Origin of the sequence: Alteromonas sp. MmMcT2-2 (assembly GCF_022348305.1) — a bacterium.
In the GTDB taxonomy this organism is placed as follows: domain Bacteria; phylum Pseudomonadota; class Gammaproteobacteria; order Enterobacterales; family Alteromonadaceae; genus Alteromonas; species Alteromonas macleodii.
Genome location: NZ_JAKRFA010000008.1, coordinates 146394 through 173106, shown reverse-complemented (window position 1 = coordinate 173106; position 26713 = coordinate 146394). Strand labels below are relative to the sequence as shown.

General features: G+C 45.0%; 23 protein-coding genes. 14 read left to right on the top strand and 9 right to left on the bottom strand.

Annotation, left to right across the window (positions count from 1 at the left end):
* The first annotated feature begins 106 nt into the window (after positions 1 to 106).
* The 3 genes from MHM99_RS07395 to MHM99_RS07385 all read left to right on the top strand — a co-directional run bounded on the left by MHM99_RS07395 (position 107) and on the right by MHM99_RS07385 (position 3508).
* Entirely contained in the window at positions 107 to 511 is a 405-nt protein-coding gene (locus MHM99_RS07395; RefSeq protein ID WP_039224509.1) for a phosphate ABC transporter substrate-binding protein, read from the top strand.
* Between the two features lie 34 nt (positions 512 to 545).
* A complete protein-coding gene (locus MHM99_RS07390) occupies positions 546 to 1745 on the top strand; it encodes a hypothetical protein (protein ID WP_049587029.1) in 1200 nt (399 codons plus the stop codon).
* 143 nt (positions 1746 to 1888) lie between these two features.
* Entirely contained in the window at positions 1889 to 3508 is a 1620-nt protein-coding gene (locus tag MHM99_RS07385; RefSeq protein ID WP_049587031.1) for a methyl-accepting chemotaxis protein, read from the top strand.
* A 173-nt stretch (positions 3509 to 3681) separates the two neighbouring features.
* Here MHM99_RS07385 and rpoD read toward each other — a convergent pair whose 3' ends face one another.
* From rpoD to rpsU, 4 genes are all read right to left on the bottom strand, one after another.
* Complete coding sequence (gene rpoD, locus MHM99_RS07380) at positions 3682 to 5514, bottom strand: RNA polymerase sigma factor RpoD (RefSeq protein ID WP_014948265.1); 1833 nt, start codon at positions 5512 to 5514, stop codon at positions 3682 to 3684.
* A gap of 479 nt (positions 5515 to 5993) precedes the next feature.
* A complete protein-coding gene (dnaG, locus tag MHM99_RS07375) occupies positions 5994 to 7772 on the bottom strand; it encodes a DNA primase (RefSeq protein WP_049587032.1) in 1779 nt (592 codons plus the stop codon).
* A gap of 204 nt (positions 7773 to 7976) precedes the next feature.
* Entirely contained in the window at positions 7977 to 8423 is a 447-nt protein-coding gene (locus tag MHM99_RS07370) for a GatB/YqeY domain-containing protein (RefSeq protein ID WP_012517256.1), read from the bottom strand.
* Between the two features lie 239 nt (positions 8424 to 8662).
* A complete protein-coding gene (gene rpsU, locus MHM99_RS07365) occupies positions 8663 to 8878 on the bottom strand; it encodes a 30S ribosomal protein S21 (protein ID WP_012517258.1) in 216 nt (71 codons plus the stop codon).
* Positions 8879 to 9398: 520 nt separating this feature from the next.
* Between rpsU and tsaD the strand changes: the two genes are divergently transcribed.
* Entirely contained in the window at positions 9399 to 10424 is a 1026-nt protein-coding gene (gene tsaD / locus MHM99_RS07360; protein ID WP_039224515.1) for a tRNA (adenosine(37)-N6)-threonylcarbamoyltransferase complex transferase subunit TsaD, read from the top strand.
* A 192-nt stretch (positions 10425 to 10616) separates the two neighbouring features.
* Positions 10617 to 11933: an ectonucleotide pyrophosphatase/phosphodiesterase gene (locus MHM99_RS07355; protein WP_049587035.1), complete on the top strand. Its 1317-nt coding sequence runs from the start codon at positions 10617 to 10619 to the stop codon at positions 11931 to 11933.
* Here the strand turns inward: MHM99_RS07355 and plsY are convergent.
* On the bottom strand, positions 11923 to 12525 hold the full coding sequence (gene plsY, locus MHM99_RS07350; protein WP_014948270.1) for a glycerol-3-phosphate 1-O-acyltransferase PlsY: 603 nt from the start codon (positions 12523 to 12525) through the stop codon (positions 11923 to 11925). The genes MHM99_RS07355 and plsY overlap by 11 nt on opposite strands.
* Positions 12526 to 12806: 281 nt before the next feature.
* On the opposite strand from plsY, the gene folB reads away from it, so the two are divergent.
* From folB to MHM99_RS07330, 4 genes are all read left to right on the top strand, one after another.
* On the top strand, positions 12807 to 13160 hold the full coding sequence (gene folB / locus MHM99_RS07345) for a dihydroneopterin aldolase (RefSeq protein WP_049587066.1): 354 nt from the start codon (positions 12807 to 12809) through the stop codon (positions 13158 to 13160).
* Positions 13160 to 13654 (top strand): 2-amino-4-hydroxy-6-hydroxymethyldihydropteridine diphosphokinase, encoded by a 495-nt coding sequence (folK, locus tag MHM99_RS07340; protein WP_049587047.1) that lies wholly within the window; start codon positions 13160 to 13162, stop codon positions 13652 to 13654. The genes folB and folK overlap by 1 nt, the downstream gene beginning before the upstream one ends.
* An 8-nt stretch (positions 13655 to 13662) precedes the next feature.
* The gene (locus MHM99_RS07335; protein WP_049587049.1) at positions 13663 to 14463 is read left to right on the top strand and encodes an undecaprenyl-diphosphate phosphatase; all 801 of its coding nucleotides are present in this window, start codon (positions 13663 to 13665) and stop codon (positions 14461 to 14463) included.
* 176 nt (positions 14464 to 14639) lie between these two features.
* Positions 14640 to 15011, top strand: coding sequence for a histidine triad nucleotide-binding protein (locus MHM99_RS07330; RefSeq protein ID WP_014948274.1), 372 nt, complete (start codon positions 14640 to 14642; stop codon positions 15009 to 15011).
* An 82-nt stretch (positions 15012 to 15093) separates the two neighbouring features.
* Here MHM99_RS07330 and MHM99_RS07325 read toward each other — a convergent pair whose 3' ends face one another.
* Positions 15094 to 16788 (bottom strand): Zn-dependent hydrolase, encoded by a 1695-nt coding sequence (locus MHM99_RS07325; RefSeq protein WP_049587050.1) that lies wholly within the window; start codon positions 16786 to 16788, stop codon positions 15094 to 15096.
* 449 nt (positions 16789 to 17237) lie between these two features.
* Here MHM99_RS07325 and MHM99_RS07320 point away from each other — a divergent pair, with 449 nt between their 5' ends.
* Entirely contained in the window at positions 17238 to 18074 is an 837-nt protein-coding gene (locus tag MHM99_RS07320; RefSeq protein ID WP_049587051.1) for an HDOD domain-containing protein, read from the top strand.
* A gap of 126 nt (positions 18075 to 18200) precedes the next feature.
* On the opposite strand, the gene MHM99_RS07315 is transcribed toward MHM99_RS07320, so the two are convergent.
* A complete protein-coding gene (locus MHM99_RS07315) occupies positions 18201 to 19391 on the bottom strand; it encodes a benzoate/H(+) symporter BenE family transporter (protein WP_049587052.1) in 1191 nt (396 codons plus the stop codon).
* A 186-nt stretch (positions 19392 to 19577) separates the two neighbouring features.
* Between MHM99_RS07315 and MHM99_RS07310 the strand changes: the two genes are divergently transcribed.
* The gene (locus MHM99_RS07310; protein WP_049587056.1) at positions 19578 to 20141 is read left to right on the top strand and encodes an XRE family transcriptional regulator; all 564 of its coding nucleotides are present in this window, start codon (positions 19578 to 19580) and stop codon (positions 20139 to 20141) included.
* A gap of 217 nt (positions 20142 to 20358) precedes the next feature.
* On the opposite strand, the gene rdgC is transcribed toward MHM99_RS07310, so the two are convergent.
* Both rdgC and MHM99_RS07300 read right to left on the bottom strand, forming a co-directional pair.
* Complete coding sequence (gene rdgC / locus MHM99_RS07305; protein WP_014948279.1) at positions 20359 to 21270, bottom strand: recombination-associated protein RdgC; 912 nt, start codon at positions 21268 to 21270, stop codon at positions 20359 to 20361.
* A 117-nt stretch (positions 21271 to 21387) separates the two neighbouring features.
* Positions 21388 to 23118, bottom strand: a complete 1731-nt coding sequence (locus MHM99_RS07300) for a HAMP domain-containing sensor histidine kinase (RefSeq protein ID WP_202941179.1) — start codon at positions 23116 to 23118, stop codon at positions 21388 to 21390.
* Positions 23119 to 23372: 254 nt separating this feature from the next.
* On the opposite strand from MHM99_RS07300, the gene phoB reads away from it, so the two are divergent.
* The 3 genes from phoB (at position 23373) to MHM99_RS07285 (ending at position 26512) form a co-directional block, all read left to right on the top strand.
* A complete protein-coding gene (gene phoB / locus MHM99_RS07295) occupies positions 23373 to 24062 on the top strand; it encodes a phosphate regulon transcriptional regulator PhoB (RefSeq protein ID WP_014948281.1) in 690 nt (229 codons plus the stop codon).
* Between the two features lie 100 nt (positions 24063 to 24162).
* Complete coding sequence (gene phoR / locus MHM99_RS07290; protein ID WP_014948282.1) at positions 24163 to 25464, top strand: phosphate regulon sensor histidine kinase PhoR; 1302 nt, start codon at positions 24163 to 24165, stop codon at positions 25462 to 25464.
* 16 nt (positions 25465 to 25480) lie between these two features.
* Positions 25481 to 26512, top strand: coding sequence for a phosphate ABC transporter substrate-binding protein (locus MHM99_RS07285; protein WP_080986402.1), 1032 nt, complete (start codon positions 25481 to 25483; stop codon positions 26510 to 26512).
* The last annotated feature ends 201 nt before the right edge of the window (positions 26513 to 26713 follow it).

Below are 26713 nucleotides of genomic sequence, written 5' to 3'. Positions count from 1 at the left end.
ACATGTTTGTCTCAAGCCGTTTAAAAGCTCCACTTTCCGTGCAAACGGGTTAGCAAGAAAGTTAAAAGCGAAGAGCAAGCATTCAACAGACTCTAGAGGACATATCATGAAGAAATGGATACTTGCAGCAGGATTGTGCTGTAACGTAGCTTTTGCCGATGTAGCAGTTATTGTTCATCCAAGTAACGCTGACACCCTCGACAAAGATAGTATTAGCCGTTTATTTCTAAATAAAGCAAAGGCGTTTCCAAGTGGTACGCAAGCCGAGCCAGTTGCGTTAGCTGAAGGCCAATCTGCCACTGATGAATTTAACGGCAAGGTATTAAACAAAACCGCAGCACAATTAACCGCGTTTTGGTCAAAACTAGTATTTACCGGTAAAGGTCAACCACCAAAAGCTCTGGGTAGCGATGCAGAAGTTGTATCTGCTGTAGCCGGAAACCCTGGCGCAATTGGTTACGTCGACGCTGGCGCTGTTAACGACAGCGTACGAGTAGTCGCTACCTTTTAACTGACCGTTTATACAAAGAATTTAAGGAACACGCATGAAAACCAAACTTGCTATCTTATCTATGGCTGGCCTGTTAGCTACTCCGGCACTGGCTGATATTCAAATCAACGGCTTTGCAAACCTTATTGGTGGTATGACACTAGACGATGACGAGTCAGTATACGATTACGACAGCGACTTTAACTTCGACCCTGCAAGTGTATTTGGCCTTCAGGTTCGTGGTGATGTTAGCGATAAGCTCTCTGCGACCGCCCAGCTGGTTGGTCGTGGTAGCGAAGATTACGACGCCGATTTTGAATGGGCGTACATGACCTATATGTTGAACAACAACTTCAACATCAGTGCAGGCCGTCTTCGCATGCCTTTATTTAAGTATTCTGCTTCATTAGATATCGGTTACTCGTATCACTGGCTTACACCACCAGATGCTGTATACGGCATTGACTTCAACAACATTGACGGTGTTCGTGTTGACTACATGAACTACTCAGGTGACTGGGAATATGGTGCACAGTTTACCGTTGGTCGTACTGAGGCTGATACCACCATTTCAGGAACACCTGCTGCGTTAGAATTGGAAAACGTGGTCGCTGTTTCATTTGAAGCAACACGAGATTGGTTCAGTGCGCGTACTTTGCTTGCACGTGCTAAAACAAGTGCTGCGAATGCTGACTTTGACACATTTGTTGGTGGTTTAAATCAATATGGTGCCTTTATTCCTGCGGCGTCTTTAGCCGCTGAAGGCCTGAGTGTTAACGAAGATACAGGTACCTTCTTTGAAGTGGCTGTTGATATCGATAATTACGATTGGTTTGTGGGTGCAGAATTTACCCAAACAGAAGTTGATGGCTCTGTTATTGCCGATAATAAAGCATGGTACGTTACGGCGGGTATGCGCTTTGGCAAGTTTACACCACATATTACTTACGAAGTTGAAGAAGCGGATAATGGTACTCAGCTAGGTTTAATTGCTGCATTACCAGCTACGATTGCGACAGGCGATGCCGTGGTAGATGCTACGTGGAACGGCGCAAATGGCTCGTCGGGTATTTACCAAACTGCGGCAGGTATTGCTGCTCAACAGGAGCTAGACGTGTCTGCAGTTACTGTTGGTCTTCGTTACGACGTTGAGCCAGGTTTTGCACTTAAAACTGACGTGACTTGGTATTCAGATGATCTAAACGATCTAAATGATGCAACACTGCTTAAAGTAGGCGTAAACTATACGTTCTAACTACTCGTTATGGCCTTGCATTTTGGTGCGAGGCCATAATTTCATTAAAGATTTTAGCTAATGGGCAGATAAATTAGATATGATGTTTTTTCAGGTGAAACTGAAACGTAGTTAAGCAATTATAAAAAACAGTGGGATAGCTGATGAACTTTCTAAAAAAAATGCCAATTGCGACAAAGATTTTCCTCATTCCGGGGATCGCAGCGCTAAGTTTTATTATTTACTTGCTTATCACTGTCTATACCGCACTCAATAATGGTGCAACGCTAGAAAAAGTTCAGAAAGTTCAATTTCCTGCCCTTCAACTATCAGCATCGACCTTGGTTGATATGCAAAAGGTTCGCGATACCCTTGCGAGCGCAGTGACCACTGGTGATGAAGACACCCTTACTATGGCGCAAGAGCTCGCCGAAGAAGCAAAAAGCGGCTTAAACCAAATTGCTTCTATTAGCCCTGAGTTTCGTAGTGAAATTTCCCGCATCTCCTCAGGCTTTGATAATTATTTCGATGTTGCCTACGACGTATCACAGTCTATGGTCAACGGCACTGCCGACTTCAGTCGCTTAGGCGAACTCTCAGCCCAAATGAATCAGTCATACGATGGTGCCATCGCTGCGATGTCTCAATTTCGTGATGCTCAACAGGCGGCATTTGAAGAAGCATTTAAAAACACAGACAGTGCCAATACCTCGTTAATTAGCACAGGCGTCATTTTAGCCGTGGTTGTGACTATATTGCTGTTTGGAACAGCGGTACCTATTGTTCGCGGCATTAAGCAAAGTATTGATGACGTGGTTCGTTCCCTTAAAGATATTGCTCAAGAAAACGGTGACCTAACGGTTCGCATAGAAACCAAAAGCGAAGATGAAATTGGCGAGTTGGTGTATTGGTTCAACCAATTCATGGACAAACTGCAAGGCGTAGTGCGTGATGTGGTAGAAGCGAGTTTACCGCTATCAAACCTAGCGCAGAACTTACGCGGTGTAACGGAAGAAACCCAGCGCACCATTGATGTACAGCAAAAGTCTGCAACCAATGCTAAGCGTGCGGTAGATACGATGAGTGGCTCTGTTGACGGTGTTGCACATAGCGCAGCGCAGGCGGCAAGCGACGCTAACGAAGCGACAACAGCGGCCAGAGAAGGACGTCAAATCGTACAGCAAACCGTTACCAGTATTCAGCAGCTTGCTGAGAACGTACGCGAAACCGCTGACGTTATAGCTCGTTTAGAGTCTGATTCTAATAAAGTTGGCTCGGTGCTGGATGTGATCAAAGGTATTGCAGAGCAGACCAACCTGTTAGCACTAAATGCCGCCATTGAAGCCGCAAGAGCAGGTGAGCAGGGTAGAGGCTTTGCGGTAGTCGCAGATGAAGTGAGAACGCTAGCATCGCGCACACAGCAGTCTACGGAAGAAATTCAAAGTACTATTGAACAGCTTCAAAATGCTGCTCACTCAGCGGTAGAGGTAATGTCTCGTGGTACTGAACAAGCAACTAGCAGCGTAGAAACGGCTAATAAAGCGGGAAGCAGTCTAGAAACCATTACCAGTACTATTGGGCGCATCAATCAAATGAACGAGCAAATCGCGCACAATACCGAAGACCAGCGCACCGTAGCGGTTGATATTGTACGTCACGTTGATGAAATTCATGAGCGCACCGAGCAGACAGCTAGCCGTTCGGGTGAACTAGGCAGCATGTGTAATGAGCTTGCAGACCTTGCACAACACCTAGAATCAATTGCGAAGCAATTTAGAGTGTAACACGCACTAGTTTGTCAAAAGCTATTAAGAGCCTCCGAAAGGAGGCTTTTTTGTGGGCGCAATAAACATAAACAACAAGTCGTGCCGCGCAAGTTAACGGGGTATTGAATAAAACGAAGGCACAAAAAATCCCCAGCCAAGGCTGGGGATTTTTAGTCAAAGCAATGCTTTTTCTATTCGTCTAAGAAGCTGCGTAGCTGCTCAGAACGGCTAGGGTGGCGAAGTTTGCGAAGTGCTTTCGCTTCAATTTGACGAATACGCTCACGGGTTACGTCAAACTGCTTGCCTACTTCTTCAAGGGTGTGGTCAGTATTCATGTCGATACCGAAGCGCATACGAAGTACTTTTGCTTCACGGGCGGTCAGGCCTGCTAGTACTTCCTGCGTTGCATCTTTCAAGCTACCGCCAGTTGCTGAGTCGAGGGGCTGAATAATCGTGCTGTCCTCGATAAAGTCGCCAAGATGTGAATCTTCATCATCACCGATAGGGGTTTCCATCGAAATTGGCTCTTTAGCAATTTTAAGTACCTTACGAATTTTGTCTTCAGGCATTAACATGCGCTCTGACAACTCTTCAGGGGTAGGCTCACGACCCATTTCCTGAAGCATTTGACGAGAGATACGGTTAAGCTTGTTGATCGTCTCAATCATGTGAACAGGGATACGGATAGTACGCGCCTGGTCAGCAATAGAGCGAGTAATCGCCTGACGAATCCACCACGTTGCATAAGTTGAGAACTTATAACCACGACGGTATTCGAACTTATCCACCGCCTTCATTAGACCAATGTTACCTTCTTGAATAAGGTCTAGGAATTGAAGACCACGGTTGGTGTACTTCTTAGCAATTGAGATAACAAGACGTAAGTTAGCTTCAACCATTTCTTTCTTCGCGCGGCGTGCTTTCGCTTCACCGATTGACATGCGACGGTTGATGTCTTTGATATCTGCGATCACCAAGCCAGTTTCCTGTTCAACTTGGTTCATCTTGCTAATACAGCGCTCAATTTCTTCCTGATTTACAGCAAGGTCAGCGGCGTATGGTGCACCTGATTTAACTGCTTCATGTAACCATGCATTAGACGTTTCGTTGCCCGCAAATGCTTTGATGAAGTCTTTCTTCGGCATTTTTGCGTTAACTACGCAGAACTTCATTACTAGACGCTCTTGAATACGCACTTTGTCCATCATCTCACGCATGTTCTTAACCATGCGATCGAACTGTTTTGGAACTAAGCGGAATTCTTTGAAAACATCGCTTAATGCATTGATTTGCGTGCGAGAGTCAGCATGAGCTCGGCCTTTCTTCTCGATAACTTCACGAGTTTTAAGGTATTGCTCACGAAGCTCAGTGAAACGCTCACGGGCTAACTCTGGGTCAACACCGCTATCGTCTTCGTCGCTATCGTCATCATCTTCATCGTCGTCTTCATCATCTAACTCTTCTTCAGATAATTCAGAACCAACGTGAGTAGCCGTTGGAGCAAGGTCTTGCTCATCGTTAGGATCAACAAAGCCAGAGATGATGTCGCTCAAGCGAATTTCTTCTGCTTCGTAAAGATCCCACTGGTCTAATAGATAAGTGATAGCTTCTGGGTATTCAGCAACTGAACATTGTACCTGGTTGATACCATCTTCAATTCGTTTAGCGATTTCAATTTCGCCTTCACGAGTAAGAAGTTCAACCGTACCCATTTCACGCATGTACATGCGAACTGGGTCAGTCGTACGGCCAATTTCACTTTCTACAGTAGCTAGTGCCTGAGCTGCCGCTTCTGCAGCATCTTCATCAGCATTCGCTTCTTGCATGAGAAGTTCGTCTGCATCAGGAGCTGATTCAGAAACTTGAATTCCCATGTCGTTAATCATGCGGATTATGTCTTCGATTTGATCAGAATCGACAATATCTTGCGGCAGGTGGTCGTTTACTTCTGCAAAGGTTAAGTAACCTTGCTCTTTACCTTTTGCAATCAGGAGTTTAATCTGAGACTGCTTGCTTTGCGCCATATAACCTACACTTCTCACATTCAATTAGTTTGCAATAGAAAAGACAACATACGTCTAGGTATGTTCCCCGTTCTGCTGTAGTACTGCTTTTGTATCAAGGCCGTTAATGCTCGATGCCACGCTGGTCTAAACCATTATGTTGCGATGCACATCTGCTCGGGTTCGGATCTGCCCGTTATGTTCGGCTATATCTTTGCTACTCGTGCTGCTGTATTTTTGTTCACTTTATAGTGAATGAGACACGTTTATCTGTGCCCACAGCGAATTAGCCAGTATAGCAGAATAAACGGTGGTTTTACCAGATTGATGGCCGATTTTTTAGCCAGTGTTTTTAAGCTACAAAACAGCGCATACTTACAGCGCGTATTCTAGCTAAACTAATCTCGTTAACTCAATCTCACTAACATAAGCGTTTAAAAAAAGCCTTATGCAAAAGCCTACAGAAGAACAGTCTAACCTCTAGGTCAGTTTGCCCAAGGTTAACTCTTCTGTCTTTCCCTCATAAGCAGGTTCAATTCCTGTTTTTCCGCCTGTGTCAGCGGCTGAACCCGCGAGCGTGAAATTAAGGTTTCAATGCGGCTATCGAAATGCCCGTCCAGTAAGCGAGCGAAGCTGTCGTTGTAAACCCGTTCAGCATCCTCGTCTTTAACCAAGTGTTCTTGTAACAATAATTTCGCGATAGTAGAAGAATGGGGATGGTCGCGGAAATTTTCAACAAGCTGCGCGGTTTTTGCTTGAGGGTGACTCACGCAATAGCGATGCACATCGCGTAATAAATCCATGCCAGCAGCGTTGCTGCCCGCAAAAATATCAATTTGAACGTCTTCACATAGTGTGGCTAATTCAGGTTTATCAAGCAGCAAGCGTATCAGCATGCGAAGCGGTGATAGTTTAGGCTTGTTTACTTGATTGCGATTCGGAGAATAAGCTTGCTTCGAACCTTGATTGGCTTTGGTGATATCTTGCTGAAGTTTAAATCGGTCAAACTCGCCAGTGTGCTTGGCTAATTCTTCCAGCAGCATTTGCTTTTGATCATCACCTAATGTGCTCTCAATAAGCGGCATTGCCGCTTTCTTAAGGGCAATTTTACCTTCCGGCGTGCCCACATTGTGAGTCTTTAATAAGTTTTCAAAGAAAAAGCGGGATAACGGCATAGCATCATCTAGCATTTCCATAAACGCATCTTTCCCCACCTGACGCACCATAGTGTCAGGATCCTCGCCGTCGGGTAAGAATAAAAACGAAATACGTACGCCGTCTTTTAACGCGGGCAGGGCGTTTTCTAACGCGCGCCATGCAGCTTCACGCCCTGCGCGGTCACCGTCATAACAGCATACAATGTGAGACGTAGCGCGAACCAGCATTTGAATATGTTCAGGTGTGGTAGCTGTACCTAGCGCAGCAGTAGCAATATTAATGTCGAATTGACTTAGCGCCACTACGTCCATATAGCCTTCTACAATAACGACGGTATCCAGGCTACGATTTTTTTGTCTGGCAGAATAAAAGCCAAAGAGCTCACTGCCTTTGTGGAAAATGCGGGTTTCTGGCGAGTTTAAGTATTTAGGGCCGCCGTCATCTAATACTCGGCCGCCGAAACCCACAACACGACCCCGTTTGTCCCTGATAGGAAACATAATGCGGTCGCGGAAGAAGTCGTAGGTACGCCCTTGGTCGTTTTTATTGACCAGCTTTAAATCGACCAGTTGCTTGATGCGCTGTGGATCTTTGCCAAAGGTATTTAGCAACGCGTCCCAACTGTCTGGCGCGTAGCCAATTTCCCATTGCTTAACGATATCGCCGCTTAATCCACGGTTTTTCAAGTAGTCGATGGCTTTTTTGCTATTACCATTTTGACGTAACTGGTGCTGGAAGAACCGCGCAACTTGCTCCATGACTGCATAATCGTCTTGCTGTTGCTGCTTTTTCTCTTCGCTCATGGCAGGGCGACTGCCCTTTTCACGGGGGACTTCAAGCCCGTGATAGCGCGCTAGCTCTTCAATGGCCTCGACAAATTCTAAGCGGTCGAACTCCATAATAAACGAGATAGCGTTACCGTGAGCGCCACAGCCGAAACAGTGGTAAAACTGTTTGTCTTGACTAACAGTGAAAGATGGCGACTTTTCGTTATGAAAAGGGCAGCACGCTTGGTAGTTTTTACCTGCTTTTTTAAGTTTAACTCGGCTATCTACTACTTCTACCACATCGGTACGTGACAGCAGGTCGTCTATAAAATCGCGAGGTATCTTTCCAGCCATGAGGGTACTTTCAAAAAGGGTTAGTTAAAAAAGATTCAGTTCAAAAAGAATGAGAAAAGCACAAGCCGTAACTGCGCTTCAAGCGACAGGCTACAACATTATGAAAACAGTAATCTACTTTAACAGGGAAGTGTAAAAATGAGAACAATGAAGGTGTGACAATGCACACCTTCTACACGCTTCTCTTTTACGAAAGGGCAGAGTTTAAGCGTTCAAACGCGCCTTAATTTTTGCACTCAAAGCACCCATGTCGGTGCGGCCTTGAACCTTAGGTTTCAAGGCGCCCATGACTTTACCCATATCCTGCATACCCGATGCTCCAGTCGCAGCCATGGTTTCGTCGATAAGTGCATTTAGCTCATCGTCAGTCAAAGGCTGAGGTAAGAAATCTTCAATGTAAGTGATTTCTTCACGTTCTTTGCTAGCTAGGTCGTCGCGGTTTGCTGCGTCATATTGTGCAGCCGCGTCTTGGCGCTGCTTAACCATTTTGGTTAGTACCGCTAAGATTGCGCTATCGTCTAGCGTAATTTGTTCATCGATTTCTTTTTGCTTAATGGCAGCCATTGCCATACGAATAGTACCAAGACGTACTTTTTCTTTTGCACGCATCGCATCTTTTTGCGCTGCTTTTAAATCATCAATTAGTGCCATGATGTTTCCTGATTTTTTATTAGTAGATTGAGCTGATACCAATACGCATAGGTCATTGCCCACCCAGAAGGTAATAATCTATGCGGACTGGTATTATTAAGCCCCAGGTTGAAAATCAAATGCAACCATTTGAAAAGGAAAAAATGGAGTCGATAAGAATAAGGCCAAAAAATAGAGGCCCAGAAACGCGAAAGGTGCTGCAATTGCAACACCTTTCAGACTCGTTACTTAACCCTATATTAGTAGAGTTTTACGCGACGTGCGTTTTCACGAGCTAGCTTCTTAAGATGACGCTTCTTAGCGGCAGCTTTCTTGCGCTTGCGTTCCCAAGTTGGCTTTTCGAAGAATTCACGACGACGAACTTCAGAAAGAACACCTGCTTTTTCACAAGAACGCTTAAAACGACGCAGCGCCACATCAAACGGCTCGTTTTCTCTAACTTTAACGATAGGCATTAAACACTCACCTCAAAACTTTTACTGTGTAAATCCGGGTAAAATTGTGCGCTAAAAAGGCCACCCGGGTTAAAAATGGTGCGAAATTCTAATCATATCTACAGAGAAAGTAAAGGATGAATTGCCAAAAAATAGCCAATATTGTGCATTTACCGTTCATTTACCTGTTCACTGGCATTCCATGAATGCAGGATTAAAGGTAAACTCTGCGCTCGTTAAGCACCGTGTTGTTTAACTCGGCTTGTATAAGCGCCCTTTTCAGAATGTTTTCTAGCTCAATTCCCTTTTGAAAAATGGTGATCAAAAGTGTGGAATCAGATGATCCTGACTAGGGTAGTGTTATGATCGCGGCGGGATCATAAAGATGATCGCATCAGATCGCCAGAATTATTTTCTCAGTTTTTGATATTTGCTTAGTCATTATGGTTCTCAACAATTGTGTGAACACGTGTTGTGATAAAAAGACGACAGCAAATCCAAAAACGAAGCATTGAAGTTAGTAGTAAAAGGGTTACTCCCCATGCGTATTTTAGGAATAGAAACATCTTGTGACGAAACTGGCATCGCCGTTTACGACGATGAAAAAGGGTTGCTGTCGCACGAACTATATAGCCAAGTAAAGCTGCACGCAGACTACGGTGGTGTTGTGCCTGAACTTGCGTCACGGGACCACGTGAGAAAGATCATTCCTTTAATTGAAAAGGCTATGGAAGACGCTAACACCCAACCATCAGAGATCGACGGCGTTGCTTTTACCCAAGGCCCCGGTTTAGTGGGCGCATTGTTAGTGGGTTCGTCTGTCGGGCGTTCATTGGCCTACGCGTGGAATGTGCCAGCAGTGGGCGTTCATCATATGGAAGGGCATTTATTAGCGCCTATGCTTGAAGACGACGCTCCTGAATTTCCTTTCGTTGCTTTATTGGTTTCAGGTGGCCACTCAATGCTAGTTAAAGTCGAAGGCATTGGTCAATATGAAGTACTTGGTGAGTCTATTGATGATGCCGCTGGTGAAGCCTTTGATAAAACCGCCAAGTTACTTGGCCTTGATTACCCAGGCGGCCCTCTTTTAGCAAGATTGGCTGAAAAGGGAGAAGCGGGACACTATAAGTTTCCTCGCCCGATGACCGACAGACCAGGACTAGATTTCAGTTTCAGTGGTTTAAAGACCTTTGCGGCGAACACCATTCGCGATGCTGACCTAACTGGTGGTGATGCTGAGCAAATTAAAGCCAATATTGCCTACGCGTTTCAAGAAGCAGTAGTTGATACGCTTATTATAAAATGTAAGCGAGCATTAAAGCAGACTGGCATGAAGCGTTTGGTTATTGCTGGCGGCGTAAGTGCAAATACAATGTTGCGCAGTGAGATGAAAGCCCTGATGCAAGAGCTAAAAGGTGAGGTGTTTTATCCTAGCTTAGCGTATTGTACAGACAATGGTGCCATGATTGCCTATGCGGGCATGCAGCGTTTGAAAGCTGGGGAAACCTTGGCCTTGTCTTCACAAGCCAAGCCGCGCTGGCCCCTTGATACTTTATCGGCGATTTAGGTATTCATAAAAAACCGGTAATTAGGCGCCACACCTCGTTGTAAACGCTACTATGTCTTCCCTAAGTTCACTGGGGAAATATTGAGCATAGCAAGCAGGTAAAACAAAAAAGCATAAATAGAAGGCAATGGGAGCGCATTCCATTGCCTTTTGTTTTACTAAAATGAACATTGAGTAAGGACGTTAAACACCATGCGCTTAGCAACAGACGGAACAAAACAAAATGCACCGCTATTCTATTTAGCATTGTCGTTATTTATTTCGCTTACCTTTGCAGCGCTCACTGCGTCCAATGCATTTGCATCAAGCAAAGCACCCTTGAATGACTTTGTAAAAGGCCTGAAGCAAGCGCAGCAAGATCAGTATGTCGTGCTCATTTCTCTTGATGGATTTCGCCACGACTATATCGAATTACACAACGCGCAACACCTTGGTGCTATTGCAAAGAAAGGGGTAAGAGCGTCGTCTATGACCCCTGTTTATCCTTCAAATACTTTTCCCAACCATATTTCACTGATCACTGGGTTATTACCGAAACACCACGGCATCGTGAACAATCGATTTTTTGATAAGTCTCGCCCAACGAAAGAAGGCTACGCGCAGTACAAGCTGGGTTACGGCGGCATGGACAGCACGTGGATTACGGCAACGCCGTTATGGAACTTAGTGGAATATCATGGCATGAAGGCAGCTACCTTCTTCTGGCCAGAGTCTGATTCACGCATATCAGGTACCTTGCCTAGCTACTTCTATCACTACTCTAAATACGCCGATTACCAGCAGCGGGTAGATCAAATTATAACTTGGTTGAAACTGCCTGAGGTGTCGCGCCCTCGCTTTATTGCGGGTTATTTCTCGCTTACCGATTCGGTTGGACACGACGAAGGACCTTTTGCCGACAAAACCAATGATGCGGTGCAGGAAGTGGATGCGCTTATTGGTCAACTTTATGAACGCATTAACGCATTAGATTTGCCGGTAAACTTGGTGGTGGTGTCGGACCACGGCATGACCCCCATTGATGAAAGTCAGCTTATAGAAGTTGAGTCTTTATCTATACCTGATAGCTTCATTATTGAAAATGAAGGAGCGCAAGTTCATCTTTACGCCAAAGTGGGCGTGAACGATAAACAAATCACCGAAGAAACAGAACGTCTTACCCATATAGCCGAAAACCGTTACATTGTGCTTAACGATACCCAGCGCGCTGAGCGACATATGGAAGTGGGAAATAGAACCGGTGACATCATTATTGAGATAGCCCCGCCAGCACGCTTTAAAAACGCCAACAGCATGCATATTAGTAAAGGTGGGCATGGCTACATGAACACGCTGCCTGATATGGGGGCGACGTTTGTAGCAGTGGGACCTGCGTTTAAAACGAATACCACCCTACCTGTGTTTAGCAACCTGGAGGTTTATCCTGCGTTGGCCAAAATACTTGGCATTGCGCCGGTTACGCCAATAGATGGTAAGTTAGATGTGCTGGAAAAGGCGCTTACTCTTTAACTTTTCCCTTATCCCATACTTTACTTTCATTGCCCGCTAAAAGACGGGCAATGTTGTCTTTGTGGCGTAGAATGATAAGCAGCGAAAGCATTGCCACGGGCACGGTATATAAAGGCTTAATCAAAAATGTAAATAACGGCGCAAGAGATACTGCGATAAGCGCGCCTAATGAAGAATAGCCCGTAAGAAACACCACTACTACCCAACTCAAAATAAGCAAACCTGCTAAATCGAGGCCTATAGGGAGCATAGCGCCAAACGCAGTGGCGACGGCTTTTCCACCTTTGAAACCAAAATAGAGCGGAAAAATATGCCCCAAGCACGCGAAAATAGCAATGACGCCTAACATGATTGGCTCTATGCCCAGAAAGTAACTGCCGTAAACGGGAATAGTGCCTTTTAGTATATCCATGACAAGCACGAGGAGTGCTGGAACACGACCGCCCAGTCGATACACATTGGTAGCACCTGGGTTTTTAGAGCCGGCGGTTCGTGGGTCTGGTAAACCAAACAGCTGGCTTATAACCACAGCACTTGAAAGTGAACCGAAAAGATAGGCAACAGCGATCATCAAAAGAGTTAGCGAAATCATTTTGTCATTCTAATTATTAAAAATATTGCCTTTTATTACGTTAAATTTGGTGTGTGCAAGTTCAATGGGCTTTAGTCGCATTAAATTGTGAAACCTTGGTTGCTCCCAGTTGTCATACAGCGGTATAGTTGTGCCACACAAGCGTAAAGCTACTCCATCCAAACGCGATATACCACCGTTTACCAGCAATATGTGGGTGAAAGCGCAGTAGTAAGACCAGTAGTAGGGCTAATAAAAACGGCGATAAACTGGTTTGATAACAGTACAAGATGAAAAATTCCATGGGAAAAATTTATATAACAGGGCTTGAAGTAGACACCCTGATTGGTGTTTATGATTGGGAGCGAGTAAGAACCACCCAGCTACTTCTTGATGTAACACTTGATGTTGATTTAAGCGCTGCGATGCAAAGCGACGATGTTGCAGACACTGTAGACTATGCAAAAGTGGCAGAGTGTATTGTAGAATTAGGCAAAGAAAGCACATTTGAGCTACTTGAAGCTTTAGGTAATAAAGTGATGGACGCCGTTCTTGATAATTTCACCGTTGCGTCAATAACGCTTAAAATTGTTAAGCCTAATATTCTTCCCAATGCGCAAACCGTTGCCGTTGAAATGCGTAAAGAGCGCAATTAATGTCACAACACACCATCTTAATCAGCATTGGCTCTAATATTGAGCGCGAGCATTACACAAGGCAATCTTTGGTTGCCCTAAAACAACACTTCTCAGATGTTGCAGTGTCTTCGGTCTACGAAAGCGAAGCGGTGGGCTTTAACGGCAGCCCTTTTTATAATGCTGCTGCCCGTGCGACGACGTCAAAAAGTATAGAAGAGGTGTGCGCAATTCTTAAAGCCATTGAAAAAGACAATGGCAGGGTGCATACAGACAAAAAATTCTGTGCCAGAACCCTTGATCTCGACTTGCTTACCTATGATAGTAAGGTAACTACAACCCCTGTGGTTTTACCTCGCGAAGAGATTTGCTACAACGCGTTTGTGCTGTGGCCGTTAGCTGAACTTGTTCCCAACGACATTCACCCTGAAACGCAAGAAACCTATGCCAAAATGTGGCAAAACTTTGATAAACAGAAACAGCAATTATGGCCAATTGACTTTACTTGGAGTTAAGCAAAGGAATGACACTTTTCGAAATTATTATTCTAGCAATTATTCAGGGCGTTACTGAGTTTCTTCCCATTAGTAGCTCTGGGCATTTATTGTTGCCCGCTGAACTTTTTGGGTGGGTAAGTCAGGGCTTAGCGTTTGACGTTGCTGTACATGTGGGAAGCCTTCTAGCGGTAATGATTTATTTTCGCCAAGAAATAGGGCAGATGACCGTGGCATGGGTAACACAAGGGTTTAGCAAGCAACAATCTACCGACAGCAAACTTGCTTGGTACGTAATTGTGGCGACTATTCCAGCGGTTATTATTGGCTTTTTAATGAAAGGCTGGATAGAAGAAAACGCACGTACGGCGCTGGTAATAGCGGGTACCACTATTATTTTTGGTTTGCTGCTATGGTACGCCGATGCCACTGCAAAACGCGAACAAGAGCTAGAAGGACTGACACTTAAGCAAGCCATCTATATCGGGTTAGCCCAAGTATTGGCACTCATTCCTGGCACATCTCGCTCAGGTATTACGATGACCGCAGGTTTGATGTTAGGCCTTAAGCGCGAAGCGTGTGCACGCTTTTCCTTTTTGCTGTCTATTCCAGTTATTTTAGGCGCGGGGCTTTTAGCCACTCTCGACCTGCTTAATGCCAACGAAGCGGTAGACTGGTATGCGTTGCTTTATGGCGCGGCGTTTTCATTCGTAAGCGCCTACCTTTGTATCTATTTGTTCCTAAGCTGGATATCGCGTATCGGCATGCTGCCTTTTGTTATCTATCGCTTGGCGTTGGGCGTAATACTACTGTGGTTTGTTTTCGCTTAAGTAAAGAAAAAGGGCGCTATTCTTCGTATGAGGGGTTTTCGTATGAGGGGGTTATTCGCATGAGAATGTGCCCCAGCGCCGCACAATAGCACTTAATTTTTAATTATGTTCGCAGGCAAATGTTTTAACACCGCTAACATAATTGGTAATCACCTAATTGGTAAGGGAAGTGAGATATGGCAGAAACAATATTTGATAAAATCATCAGCAAGGAAATTCCAGCGGACATATTGTACGAAGATGAATTGGCGCTGGCGTTTAAAGATATAAACCCTCAGGCACCGACTCACTTTCTGGTTATTCCGAAAAAGCAAATTGCAACGGTAAACGATATAGCCGAAGAAGATCGCGAAGTGGTGGGGCACTTGTCATTTGTTGCAGCAAAAATTGCAAAGGAGCAAGGGTTTGCTGACCAAGGCTTTCGTACGGTAATGAACTGTAATGAATACGGTGGTCAAACGGTATATCACATTCACCTTCACGTGTTGGCAGGCAAACCGCTAGGCTGGCCTCCTTACACTGAAAATATGAAGCAACACGTAGAGTAGCGTGGAAAGATAGGAATACAAAAATGCCGCCCTTGATAGTTATCTCAGGGCGGCATTTTTATTTTATGAGTACAGTACTTACTTAGTTAGCAAGCCCCAGTACTTTCTTACCTTGGTTGAAGTGAATATCAACCGGAATGCTCGCTGCCTCTAGGCGCGCTAAATCTGAAGCAAGATCGGGTTTAATTACACCCATAGTTTCTACTAGCTTCGCTACGCCATCGTAATCGCCGTCACCTTGTAACGTAAGGATTAGTTCAGATAGTGCTTCTACTGCGGCGCCCATCTTCTCCATATTTACGCGATACATGCCGTCTTCTGTTTTCTCGAAGGCGCCTTGCTGGGCAAAGAAGTTAAAGCGGATCATGTTCGCTTTTCCGTGTGCAGAGCTTGCGCCGAAGCGCACAGAACGGAAGATGCCAGCCATAAAGGTAACGTAATAATCTTCTAGTGTACCTTCAGTGATTTCACCTTTTTCAAGAAGACTTTGTACCATGTACAAACCTAGAATATCCGCTTTGCCTTCTTCAAGAGCCGACGCATGCTCTTTAAGTGCTCCGCGCACAGTCCCTGAACCATCTAGAGTATTCTTAATCCCTAAACCGTGTGCCACTTCATGAAACATGGTGTTCGCGAAAAAGGCGTCGAACGTAATGTGTTCACGTTGCTCTGGTACAATTAACGTATCCGCAATAGGCACCAAAATTGTATCGAACTTTGCACGCATTGCGTTTTTAAGCTGCAGACGGCGGGTACCTTTTTCTAGCTGTACTCGCTCGTCATTGGGCAAGTTAATTGCAATGGTCTTACTGCCTGCATTAGAGTGGCCGGCATAATAAATAACATCATAAGCGTTAAGGTCTGCATCAGAACCTGGCATTTCCGCTTTATATGCCTTAGCAACCGGAAGGCCTTGCTGTAATTCAGGTAAGAAGGCCGCGTATTTAGCTAGCTTTTCACTCCATGCTAAATCTTTAATGAGTACATAGGCTTCAAACGCTGCGCGATAGCCAAAGAGCTGATCTTCGTAGCTTTCAATAGGACCGATAACCAGCTCAACAGGGTTGGTTTTCATATCCATCCACGCCATGTCAGAAGCCAGGTAGTCGTTTGATAGTAGGGCTTCAGAACGCAGCTGCAAATATTGTTTAAAGCTTTCATCTTCAGCAAGCTCTGACGCTTTTTTAAGTAAGTCAGACGCCTTCATTAATTCGCTTTTAAAGGCTTCAGAATAAGGAACCGAATAAAGGTTGCCCGCTTCATCGCGCTTCACCATGGAATAAAGGCCTTGTTTGTCGCCAAAATCTGCCGTGGCAAATTCCTCTTTTTCCATATCATGGGGGTAGAACTCAGCGCCCAGCGATTTGTCTTCATAGCCACTTAAAAAAGGTGTATCGCCATTTAAGCGATCCCAAGGTCCATAGTTTATCGCTGCAAAGTGGCGAACTTTTTCGTCACTAATTGACGAAAGAAATGCATCTTTATCTTCAAAGAACGCTTGTTTCCAGAACAAGTCGTCCATAATTTTCGATGCATCAATTAACAGTGAAAGCATTTTGTGTTGATTGTCACTAAGGTGTGACAAATCGCTGGTAAGATCTACGCCGTGATAAATAGACAAGCGAGACTCATCAACAAGTAAGGTTTGCTCGGAAGCGGTTTCAGGCTTTGCTGTTTGAGTTGGTGTTGTATCGGCGTTTTTGCTGCACGCGGTCAGCATAAATAAACCCGCTACTGCAGCTGCAATAGGAGAATAAGTTGTAATTGTTTTTTTCATAATGACTCTTACCGTGTGGTTTAACCGCATTGATTTACAGTATGCGGGGCGGTGAATAGATAGCTCACTATAGCTATGCTTTTGATTTAATACAAAAGTATGAAAAATATTTGCTTAATATCAATAGTGGTTTGCTACCAGTTGACTATACTTTAAAAAAAGCTCTGGTGGTTCTGCCGTTGCTAATGATTCGCATCGACACTGTATTTTTTTAGTTGGTCGAAACTAAAGCGCTACTATAGTATGGTGATAGAAATACCATAATAAAACAATAAACGGTTTGTATTTTAGCGTGAAGCATAGAGGCCTATGTAAGTTAACGCACGGAATGCAACGTACAAACATCGAATCTATTTTAGTCATCAGTTTTGCTGGTGGTCGAGATGATTAACTGGTAAAGCAACCTATCGCCTTCACGAGGCTATTTGGAACTTTCTAAGGGTAGAAATATGTCTACACAGAACGCGCTTTCAACCATTTTGGTTGAAAAAATTAACAATGACACACTCGTCCTTCCCACGCTTCCTGCTATTGCATTGAAAGTCCGCAAAGCGGCAGACGATCCCGATATTAACTTAAACGCGATGGGTGATGTGATTGGTCAAGATCCATCACTTAGCGCAAGAATGATCAAAATTGCGAACAGTGCTTATATGGGACGTAGCGTAAAAGTTACTTCTATCAGCCAAGCGGTTACACGAATTGGTTTACGCCAAATTAAAAACATCTCTACTGCACTCGCTATGGAGCAATTATTCGTCTCTAAAAACGATGTAGTTGCACGCTATTTACAACAAGAGTGGGCAAATACAGTTAATATCGTGGCTAACTCTATGGCGGTGCTTCAGCTTTACATAGCGCGTACCAAAAAGCGTGAAATGAGCATGGATACCATGACACTAGCGGCACTGGTTCACAACATTGGTGTTCTGCCTATTTTGACCGAGGCTGAGCGTCACCCTGAAGTCTTTGCGAACCCTTCATTCCTTGAAGTGGCAATCGATAAATTAGCTGGCCGTATTGGTGCAAGTATTATGACAGAGTGGGGCTTCGGAGAAACCTTCGTTAATGTTTCAAAAAATTGGAAAGACCTAAGCTACATGCCAGAAGAGTTAACCTACATTGATTTCGTTCGTGTTGGCGCTGCAGTTTCAGGTGCGGTAGACAGTCAAAAAGATGCGATCTTAAACTTAGCTATTCAGCGCGGTGTGGTTGAAGATATGGGCGAGCTTCACTCTGGTGAGTTTGAAGAGCTTGCAAGCGCAGCGAAGCAAATCTTCTTGTAAGTATTTTAAGCTACAAAATACTGCAAAGGCCGGTACTGAAGCACAACTTCAGTACCGGCCTTTTCGTTAGGGGAAGCTGACAAATGGAAAGCTGACAATGAAACAGCACAAAGCAAACAAATGCTGCTACGCGCTAACAGGCTTCTTTTGAACGTAAAGCAGCAATAAACCTAACCCCAATCCCCAAACCGCTGAGGTCATGGAATATAAACTAAACCCTGACGCCGTACACAGCATGGTAAGCAACGCAGGAGCCCTGTGGTGCTCTACTTCCATAGCGCGAACCACCGCTCCTTGCAGCGTAGCTAATAAGGCTAGTCCAGCAAGCAGGTGAATAATGATACTGGGCATACTCACAAATAGCGCAACGACCACAGACGCTAATAGCCCCATGAACAAATACGCCACCCCCGCTGCTATAGCGGCTTTATAGCGCTGCGACTTTTCATTATCCGCTTGCTCACCCATGCATAGCGCTGCCGTTATCGCCGCTAAGTTAAAGGAAAAACCACCGAAAGGTGCTAATAAGGCTTGAACAATGGCAATGCCTGACAAAATTGGCTTGTGGTCGGGCGTATAGCCATGGGCGTGATGAATAGCTATGCCTGGCAAGTTTTGAGAAAGCGTGGTGATAAGAAAAAGGGGAAATGCTAATCCAATGGCAGCACTCAGTGAGAAAGTGGGCGTTACCCAAATAGGCTCGGGCAGGGTGAACATTGATGACAGCCCTGGTGAGTCGCTTGGTAAAGCAACTACACCATCTGCACTACTCATAAACAAACTAATGGTCACCGACATGACCAGCAACAACAGCATAAGATAGCGGGGAAATAGTCGGCTTCCTACTAAATAAGCCGCGATAAATAACGCAACTAAGTACGGCGCGTCATTAACATCACTGAATATCGCAAGGCATATAGGTAAGAGAATGCCGGCTAAAAGCGCCGATGAGATTGCTGGAGGAATCCGGCTTATTTGTTTAAGCAGGCTACGGCTTTGCGCTGTTACAAGAGAAAGCAAGGCACATAGTATAAATGCACCAATGGCTTCACTTAAACGGTACTCACCGATGCTGGTTAACAAAAAGGCCGCGCCAGGGGTAGACCAAGCGGTAACAACGGGCAGTTTGGATAGCCACGAAAACAGAATGCAGGTAATGCCCATACCGAGCCCAAGCGCCAACAACCAACTCACTACCATGTCGTCGCTGGCGCCGGCTTTACGCGCTACATCAATGATAATGACAACAGAACTACTGTAACCTACTGTAACCGCGGTTAGCCCTGCGCTGATATGACTTAACTTCCACTTGCTCATGAAAACCCTCGTGATGGAATTTCGATTTGGAATCGACCGAGCGATGAAACACGCTTTTAGTGTCTATCGAATGTGCTACTCTACCTTTTTGTGCGCTATAACGTACAATAGTTAACTTAACATCTGTGCGTTATAGCGCACAACTGGTTTATTAAACTCAGCGTCAAAATAAAAGGCCTTCATTACATGACAAAAGCAAATGCGCAGCCTTCTGCTATTTCAAGAAGTATTGCACAGCACCTGCAGTCTGTTCGTAAAGCTAGGGGGCTTTCCCTTGATAAAACAGCACAGTTGACGGGAGTGTCTAAAGCCATGTTGGGGCAAATAGAACGAGGCGAGTCCAGCCCCACAATCGCTACCTTGTGGAAGATAGCAACCGGTCTTGCGTGTTCTTTTTCTTCTTTCTTGTCAGGTGATGAAACCGCACCTACGTCCCAACGTGCCGATAACAAGTTCGCTAACGACCCAAACGTAACCATAAAAACGCTATTTCCGTTTAACTCAGCCACCCAGTTTGAAATGTTTGAACTATGCTTAACGGACTTTCATGAGCAGCACTCTTCGGCGCATCAAATAGGCGTCACCGAACATATTCACGTACTACAAGGAAAGTTAGGGGTTTTGCAAGATGGTCAATGGCAAACCTATCAAGCGCAAGCGCAATGTATATTGCGCGCAGACCAGCCCCACGGTTATCGAGATGAAGTAGGAGAAACGCGCTTTATTGTGGTTATTCACTATCCCACTTAAAGCGGTTGGGCAACTTTCTTGCAAAAGATAGGAGAAGGGTTAGGAAAAAGGCTAGGAAAAAAGCTAAGAAGTATTTGCGCTACATGACGGTTGCCAGTTCAAACAAGCAAGTTAATTAACAGAGCCTAATAAAAAGCCTAACTACCCCAAGGTAATTAGGCTTTTCGATAGCGCTAGGCTATCTTTCTCATCGGCTTAATATTTATTTGCCATAAGTTTATAAACTATCGTCGTTAAGATTAAGCGCACCACGAAGGAAGTTAAGCAGTGTACAAATTTCGGCTGACATAAGCGCGAACTCTGCATCAAGGCGCGCTTCAACCTGATCTTTTGGCACATCGTCAGTTTCTTCTTTAATGCGATCGGTGAACTTAACGCGTTTAATGGCGCCATCCTCACACATAATAGCCGTCAACGTCTCTGCATATTCGAATGCAACCTTTTGAACCAGCTTACCGGCATCCAAATGAATACTAATTTCTTCGCTATCTAGCGGCTGGTTTTTACAACGAATAACGCTGCCCGTGTCATCGGTAGATTTAAGCTCAGCTTCTTCAAGTAGACCTACACCTTCTGGTGTTGACTCAGTAACCCAGTGCGTAAGCTCGCTTTGAAGGCTTCTACGCGTAAATGGCACTACTGGAAGTGAGCCTATGGCTTTTCTTACCATGGCCAAAAAGGCTTCGGCTTTGCCATCAGATGATGCGTCTACTACGACTAAGTTGTCAGCAAGCGAAATAAAGCCGTGAGTGTAGGTGTTTTTCGTAAATGCCTGGGGCAGCAAGCGGGTTTGAATTTCTTGTTTAAGATCTGCCTTGGCTTTTTTACCTACTGGCGAACCGGTTTCCATTTCAATTTTGGCCACCATTTCGTCAAGCTCGGCATTTACCACTGCGCCGGGCAAGATCTTTTCCTGTTTCTTTAGGGTTATCCAAAAACGCTGTTGAACAACATGGAACATGGTGCCTTGCTTACCCGCCTGAGAAAACGGAGAGGCGAACCCCATGGTTGCTAAATCCTGGCTGCCGCATGGGCGAAAAGCGTGTTCGTTAAGGGCACGTTCTAAATCGCCCTCGTCTAGCGATAACGGCTGAGTAATTTGATAGGCTTTTACATTTTTAAACCACATAGTGTAAGCATTCTCTTGATAAAAATAGGGCGCAAGCCTACCAACGTAAGACTCGCGGTGCAATTGAATAAAAGGCCCTAGAAAGCGGGCACCTTAGATTGATAGTGGCAAGAAAGGTTAAGCACTCTTTTTCGGAAAACGAATGGTGTACTGTAAGCCGTTGCCAAGCGTACTGTCGGCCTCTATATGTCCATGCAGTGACTGTGTAACCAGGTTGTACATAATATGTGTGCCTAGACCGCTACCACCTTCTCCGCGTTTGGTAGTAAAGAAGGCATCAAACAACTTACTGAGCTCTTCTTCGCTTAAACCTTTTCCGTCATCTTGGTAGTGGATCACAACATTATTACCATCTTCTTTTACATCTAGTGTTACAGAGCCGGCCGCTTTGCTTTCAAAGCCGTGCGTAATTGAGTTAACCACCATATTGGTAACGATTTGAGCGATGGCGCCAGGTGCACAGGTCACAACTAAATTGTCGGGGCAGGATACGTTAATTTGATGTTCAGTATGCTTAAAACTGGGCTTAAGCGACTGAATGATCTCGTTAATATAGTCGCCCAACACAAATTCGCGCTCGGTTTCACTGGTCTGGTCAACGGCCACCTGTTTAAAGCTGGCGATGAGATCAGATGCGCGCTCCAGGTTATTTAAAAGTAATAGTGCAGTTTGTTCCGCTTCATCGATGAAGCTTGCCATGTTCTTACTGGTCAGGCTTTTATCTTCGAAGTCGGTCTTTAAATTGTTAAGTCGCTCTTGTAGAAAGCTGGCTGCGGTCACGCTTACGCCTAATGGCGTGTTTACGTCATGCGCGATACCGGCCACCAGACCGCCAAGCGACGCCATGCGCTCCGACTCGACTAATTGTTCTTGCGCTTGATGAAGTGTATCCATCGAACTGGCTAGCTCTTGGTTACGTTTGCGCAGTTCGGCTTCTATATACTGACGGTTTTCGTTTTCCTGGCGAAGCTCTCGCTGGTGGGCAATAAGCTCGTCTTTTTGCTGCTCTAAGTCGAGCATGATCTGAGACAACGACGCTGTTTTCTTTGCCACTTCTTGTTCTAAAATCAGGTTTTGGTCGTCTAGCTTCTTGTTGGCAAGAGTGAGTTCATTCTGCGCGTCTTTCAGCTTATTGTTTGAAATAATCAGGTCGTCAATAACGTGGTTGTAAGATTCCTTAAGCTGTAATAGCTCGTTGTCATCATCGAGCTTTATGCTGAGTTTGCTCTCTTCTGGGTGCTGAGGATCGAAATTACCCATTTGCTCGGTAATGGTTTGCAGCGGTTCAGAAAGCATGGTGCGAAATGCGGTCATGAACAAGAAGACCAGAAAGGTGGTTTTTACTAACGCATTACCGATAAGAAAAAATACGCCTACTTCAATACGGCTAAAAATAGTATCAAAGCTAGAATACAAGGTAACGTCGCCAACCGTAGATTCGCGACCTGAGAATTTAAATACTAGTGGGAAGCTGTAGCTAAATACGCCGCCGGGATGATCTTCAATTATTTCACGGTCAACCGGAGCAGGAGAGCGCTGAGCACGGATGCCGTACTCGGCAATGTAGTTACCGTTTTCACCACGAACTTGAAGCCCTTCAACAATAGGCAATGACATAAGGCCTTCGGCGATGGCACGCACTTGGTCGTGGTTAAGTTCCCACAAAGCGCGGGTCAGGCTAGAAGAAAAGGTGTTTTTTAGCGTTTGAAGCTCGCCTTCAACGTGATTTTTCGTGCTGAGGTATTCTGTAAAGATCTGTCCTACCGTCACTAGCAGCGTGAGAGAAAAGTACACTGACAACACTCTGGCTAAGAGTTTCCTTGATAACCCTGTCTTGACCGCAGCCATCGATAAACACACCCCTGTTACATCAGACCTTTTAAATCACCGACAACGCTTGGTAGTTGCTCACCTTTGCAACAATAACAGTCGGTTTTATGTAATTTCAAGAATATGCGTAATCGTATGAATAAACAAGATTATGTATTTAAACTTTGGAACAAGCTTGTATTAAACTTGACACATAAATGTAATCGTTTTAATAAAACTGTCACAGACCACATTAATAATAACGGCGTTTAAAAATGAGCAGGAATATTACGATGTCTCGTACAGTGTTGGTGGTTGAGGACGAAGCGCCTATCCGTGAAATGCTTAAGTTTGTGCTTGAGCAATCTGGTTTTAACATTATTGAAGCCGAAGATTTCGACATCGCGCAAGAAAAAATTTGCGAACCTTACCCAGATTTAATCTTATTAGATTGGATGTTGCCGGGAGGAAGCGGTGTACAGCTAGCTAAAAGTTTAAAGCAGCACGAGTTTACTCGTGACATTCCCGTTATCATGCTTACAGCCCGTGGCGAGGAAGAAGACAAAATTCGCGGCCTGGATGCAGGTGCTGATGACTACGTTACTAAACCATTCTCGCCGAAAGAGCTTGTGGCAAGAATCAAAGCAGTGATGCGAAGAGTAACGCCTACATCAAGCGAGGAGCCCATTGAATTTAATGGTCTTAAACTTGAACCGGTATCACATCGCGTAATGGCGAATGAAGAACCGTTAGACATGGGGCCGACTGAATTTAAGTTGTTGCACTTCTTTATGACGCACCCAGAACGTGTCTATAGCCGAGAGCTACTGCTAGATAATGTTTGGGGAACCAATGTTTATGTAGAAGACAGAACGGTAGATGTACATATTCGACGTCTACGCAAAGCTATCTCTCGCCACGGACATGATGCTATGATCCAAACAGTACGCGGCGCGGGTTACCGTTTTTCTACTAAGCTGTAATAAATGTAGTGTTTAGGGAGTAACATGGTGTTATTCCCTTGATGTCGCTGCGCCATCTGGGCATGCGCCCAATTCCACCTTTAACAACGCGAGCTATTTCATGTATTACCCGTTCTCTTGGTTGAGAAGTACATTGCGCTTAGTGCTATTCCTTGTGGTTTTTGCGCTAGTCGGGTGGTATCTAGATGATATGTTATTCGCCGTTGCCATTGGCGCAACCCTGCTACTGCTATTTAACTACTGGCATCTTTACAAGCTAAATCGCTGGTTATGGCATAGTCGTAAAATGTCTCCACCTACCGTGCGTGGCGTGTGGGAACATATTTATGAAGGGATTTATTACCTTCAGCGTCGTAACCGCAATAAGCGTAAAGAGCTTGGTGAATTGGTAAAGCGTTTTAGAGAGGGGTCTGAAGCCTTGCCTGATGCGGCGGTAGTGGTTGATGCTAAGGCCTGCATTATTTGGTGTAACCGCCTTGCTCGCTTGGATTTAGGGCTTAAATGGCCGCAAGACTCTGGGCGTCGAATCGACAACTTGTTGCGCCATCCGGAGTTTATTCAGTACTTTCATGCAGGGAATTATAAATACCCCATTGAAGTACCGTCACCTACCAACCCCAACAAAACCTTTGAATACCGGATTATGCCTTATGGCGATGAGCATTTGTTGCTGATTGCCCGTGACATAACGCGGGTGTCCCAGCTTGAAGAAATGCGTAAGGACTTTGTGGCAAATGTGTCTCATGAATTGCGTACACCGCTAACGGTCATTAACGGATACCTTGAAATTCTTCCTATTGATGAAGACTCCGATCCATTCATGCAAAAAGCGATGAAAGAAATGACATCGCAAACCCACCGTATGCAAAACTTGATAGAAGACTTGCTGGTGTTGTCGCGCATTGAAGCAAGCTCGGAACGCATCTACGAAAATGTTGTGAATATTCCTGTGGTTCTTGCGCAAGTGGAAAGAGAAGCGCAGGCGCTTAATAAAGAGAAAAACCACACAATAAACTTCCACATCGACAAAGAACTCTATGTTTTCGGTGTAGAGACCGAACTGCGCAGCGCTTGCTCAAACTTGGTGTTCAATGCGGTGCACTACACACCTGCCGGTGGTGAAATTAATGTGTACTGGCGACGTAAACCCAATGGCGCGCAATTTTCTGTGGTAGATAACGGTGATGGTATTGAGCCAAATCATCTAAACCGCCTTACCGAGCGCTTTTATCGCGTGGATAAAGCGCGCTCTCGCAAAACCGGTGGCTCTGGCTTAGGTCTTTCCATTGTAAAACATGTACTAAGTCATCATAATTCCCGTTTAGATATAACCAGTACATTGGGTGAGGGCAGCAATTTCTCGTTTGTGCTGGATAACGAGTTGATTGCAGAGCAACTGTAACCCTAAGAGGCGAGAAGTGTTGGTGAGCAAAAAGCATGACAAGATGAAAGGGCAACGCTACCGCCTTTCAACGTTACTTTTAGTAATAGGCTTATTGTTACCATTTGGAGCCCTGGCTGATTTTCAAAATACTCAAAGCTCGTCATCTGCTTCTGGTAGCTATCAAGTACCTGCCTATGAACGTAAGCCTGGGGTGGCAGGAAAAATATCCTCTGTTGGCTCAGACACGCTGGCAAACTTAATGACCTTTTGGTCACAGGAATTCAAAACCCTTTATCCTCAGGTCGGCTTTCAAATACAGGCGTCAGGTTCATCTACCGCTCCGCCGGCACTTATTGAAGGTACTGCCACCATAGGCCCTATGAGCCGAGAACTAAAACCCAGTGAAATACGGGATTTTACGCGAACCCACGGTTACCCGCCTACGGTATTAAAAGTGGCAATGGATGCCATCGCCATTTTTGTGGATAGACGCAATCCGCTGCCGGGTATGACCCTTGAGCAAGTTGACGCGGTGTTTTCTGAAACCCAGTTTTGTGGCAGCAATACAGCCATTACCAATTGGTCTCAGCTCGGCGTTGACGATATAGGCTATCGTTCTCCTATCAGGCTGTACGGTCGAAATTCAGTATCGGGTACTTACGGCTTGTTTAAAGTGATGGCGCTGTGCGATGGTGACTTTAAGAATACGGTAAACGAACAACCTGGCTCTGCATCTGTAGTATTGTCCGTGGCCAGCGGTACAGGCGCGATTGGCTATGCCGCTTACGGCTATAAAACCGCAGGAGTTCGCGCTCTGCCTTTAGGTGAGTCGCTAGATAGCTTAATCCCTCTTTCTATTGATACGGTGCGCAACGAAACGTATCCGTTTGCCCGTTTTCTTTATTTAGTGATAAATAAAAAGCCTGGTGAGCCTTTACCTACTCTGGAAAGAGAGTTTTTGCGCTATATCTTGTCACAGGAAGGGCAGCAGCAGGTGTTAAGAGACGGATATTTCCCCATTCGTGAAGACGTACTGGTACGCCAACGCCGACTGCTTGACGAATAAAAAGTGCCATTCAGAATAACGCTAACCACTCTAATGCCGCTGAACAAATCAACAAGTTTTTTAGGTGGAAGCCTTTTTAAAGTCTACTTCACTCTACCTGCTATGTCATAATTGCGTCACAAATCAAAAGAGTATATTGACGAAAACTGACTAATTGGGATTGAAAGAAGGGGGCGGTTGACAAAAAATAGAGTCTACGTT

Excerpts from the sequence above, each read along its gene's own strand:
- rpsU (WP_012517258.1), bottom strand. The coding sequence starts at position 8,878 with ATGCCTATCGTTAAAGTTAGAGAAAACGAGCCGTTTGATGTGGCGCTG.
- MHM99_RS07385 (WP_049587031.1), top strand. The coding sequence starts at position 1,889 with ATGAACTTTCTAAAAAAAATGCCAATTGCGACAAAGATTTTCCTCATT.
- tsaD (WP_039224515.1), top strand. The coding sequence starts at position 9,399 with ATGCGTATTTTAGGAATAGAAACATCTTGTGACGAAACTGGCATCGCC.
- MHM99_RS07335 (WP_049587049.1), top strand. The coding sequence starts at position 13,663 with ATGACACTTTTCGAAATTATTATTCTAGCAATTATTCAGGGCGTTACT.
- phoR (WP_014948282.1), top strand. The coding sequence starts at position 24,163 with ATGTATTACCCGTTCTCTTGGTTGAGAAGTACATTGCGCTTAGTGCTA.
- plsY (WP_014948270.1), bottom strand. The coding sequence starts at position 12,525 with ATGATTTCGCTAACTCTTTTGATGATCGCTGTTGCCTATCTTTTCGGT.
- rdgC (WP_014948279.1), bottom strand. The coding sequence starts at position 21,270 with ATGTGGTTTAAAAATGTAAAAGCCTATCAAATTACTCAGCCGTTATCG.
- MHM99_RS07320 (WP_049587051.1), top strand. The coding sequence starts at position 17,238 with ATGTCTACACAGAACGCGCTTTCAACCATTTTGGTTGAAAAAATTAAC.
- MHM99_RS07390 (WP_049587029.1), top strand. The coding sequence starts at position 546 with ATGAAAACCAAACTTGCTATCTTATCTATGGCTGGCCTGTTAGCTACT.
- MHM99_RS07325 (WP_049587050.1), bottom strand. The coding sequence starts at position 16,788 with ATGAAAAAAACAATTACAACTTATTCTCCTATTGCAGCTGCAGTAGCG.
- MHM99_RS07370 (WP_012517256.1), bottom strand. The coding sequence starts at position 8,423 with ATGGCACTAATTGATGATTTAAAAGCAGCGCAAAAAGATGCGATGCGT.
- MHM99_RS07355 (WP_049587035.1), top strand. The coding sequence starts at position 10,617 with ATGCGCTTAGCAACAGACGGAACAAAACAAAATGCACCGCTATTCTAT.
- MHM99_RS07310 (WP_049587056.1), top strand. The coding sequence starts at position 19,578 with ATGACAAAAGCAAATGCGCAGCCTTCTGCTATTTCAAGAAGTATTGCA.
- folK (WP_049587047.1), top strand. The coding sequence starts at position 13,160 with ATGTCACAACACACCATCTTAATCAGCATTGGCTCTAATATTGAGCGC.
- MHM99_RS07395 (WP_039224509.1), top strand. The coding sequence starts at position 107 with ATGAAGAAATGGATACTTGCAGCAGGATTGTGCTGTAACGTAGCTTTT.
- folB (WP_049587066.1), top strand. The coding sequence starts at position 12,807 with ATGGGAAAAATTTATATAACAGGGCTTGAAGTAGACACCCTGATTGGT.
- phoB (WP_014948281.1), top strand. The coding sequence starts at position 23,373 with ATGTCTCGTACAGTGTTGGTGGTTGAGGACGAAGCGCCTATCCGTGAA.
- rpoD (WP_014948265.1), bottom strand. The coding sequence starts at position 5,514 with ATGGCGCAAAGCAAGCAGTCTCAGATTAAACTCCTGATTGCAAAAGGT.
- MHM99_RS07315 (WP_049587052.1), bottom strand. The coding sequence starts at position 19,391 with ATGAGCAAGTGGAAGTTAAGTCATATCAGCGCAGGGCTAACCGCGGTT.
- MHM99_RS07300 (WP_202941179.1), bottom strand. The coding sequence starts at position 23,118 with ATGGCTGCGGTCAAGACAGGGTTATCAAGGAAACTCTTAGCCAGAGTG.
- MHM99_RS07330 (WP_014948274.1), top strand. The coding sequence starts at position 14,640 with ATGGCAGAAACAATATTTGATAAAATCATCAGCAAGGAAATTCCAGCG.
- dnaG (WP_049587032.1), bottom strand. The coding sequence starts at position 7,772 with ATGGCTGGAAAGATACCTCGCGATTTTATAGACGACCTGCTGTCACGT.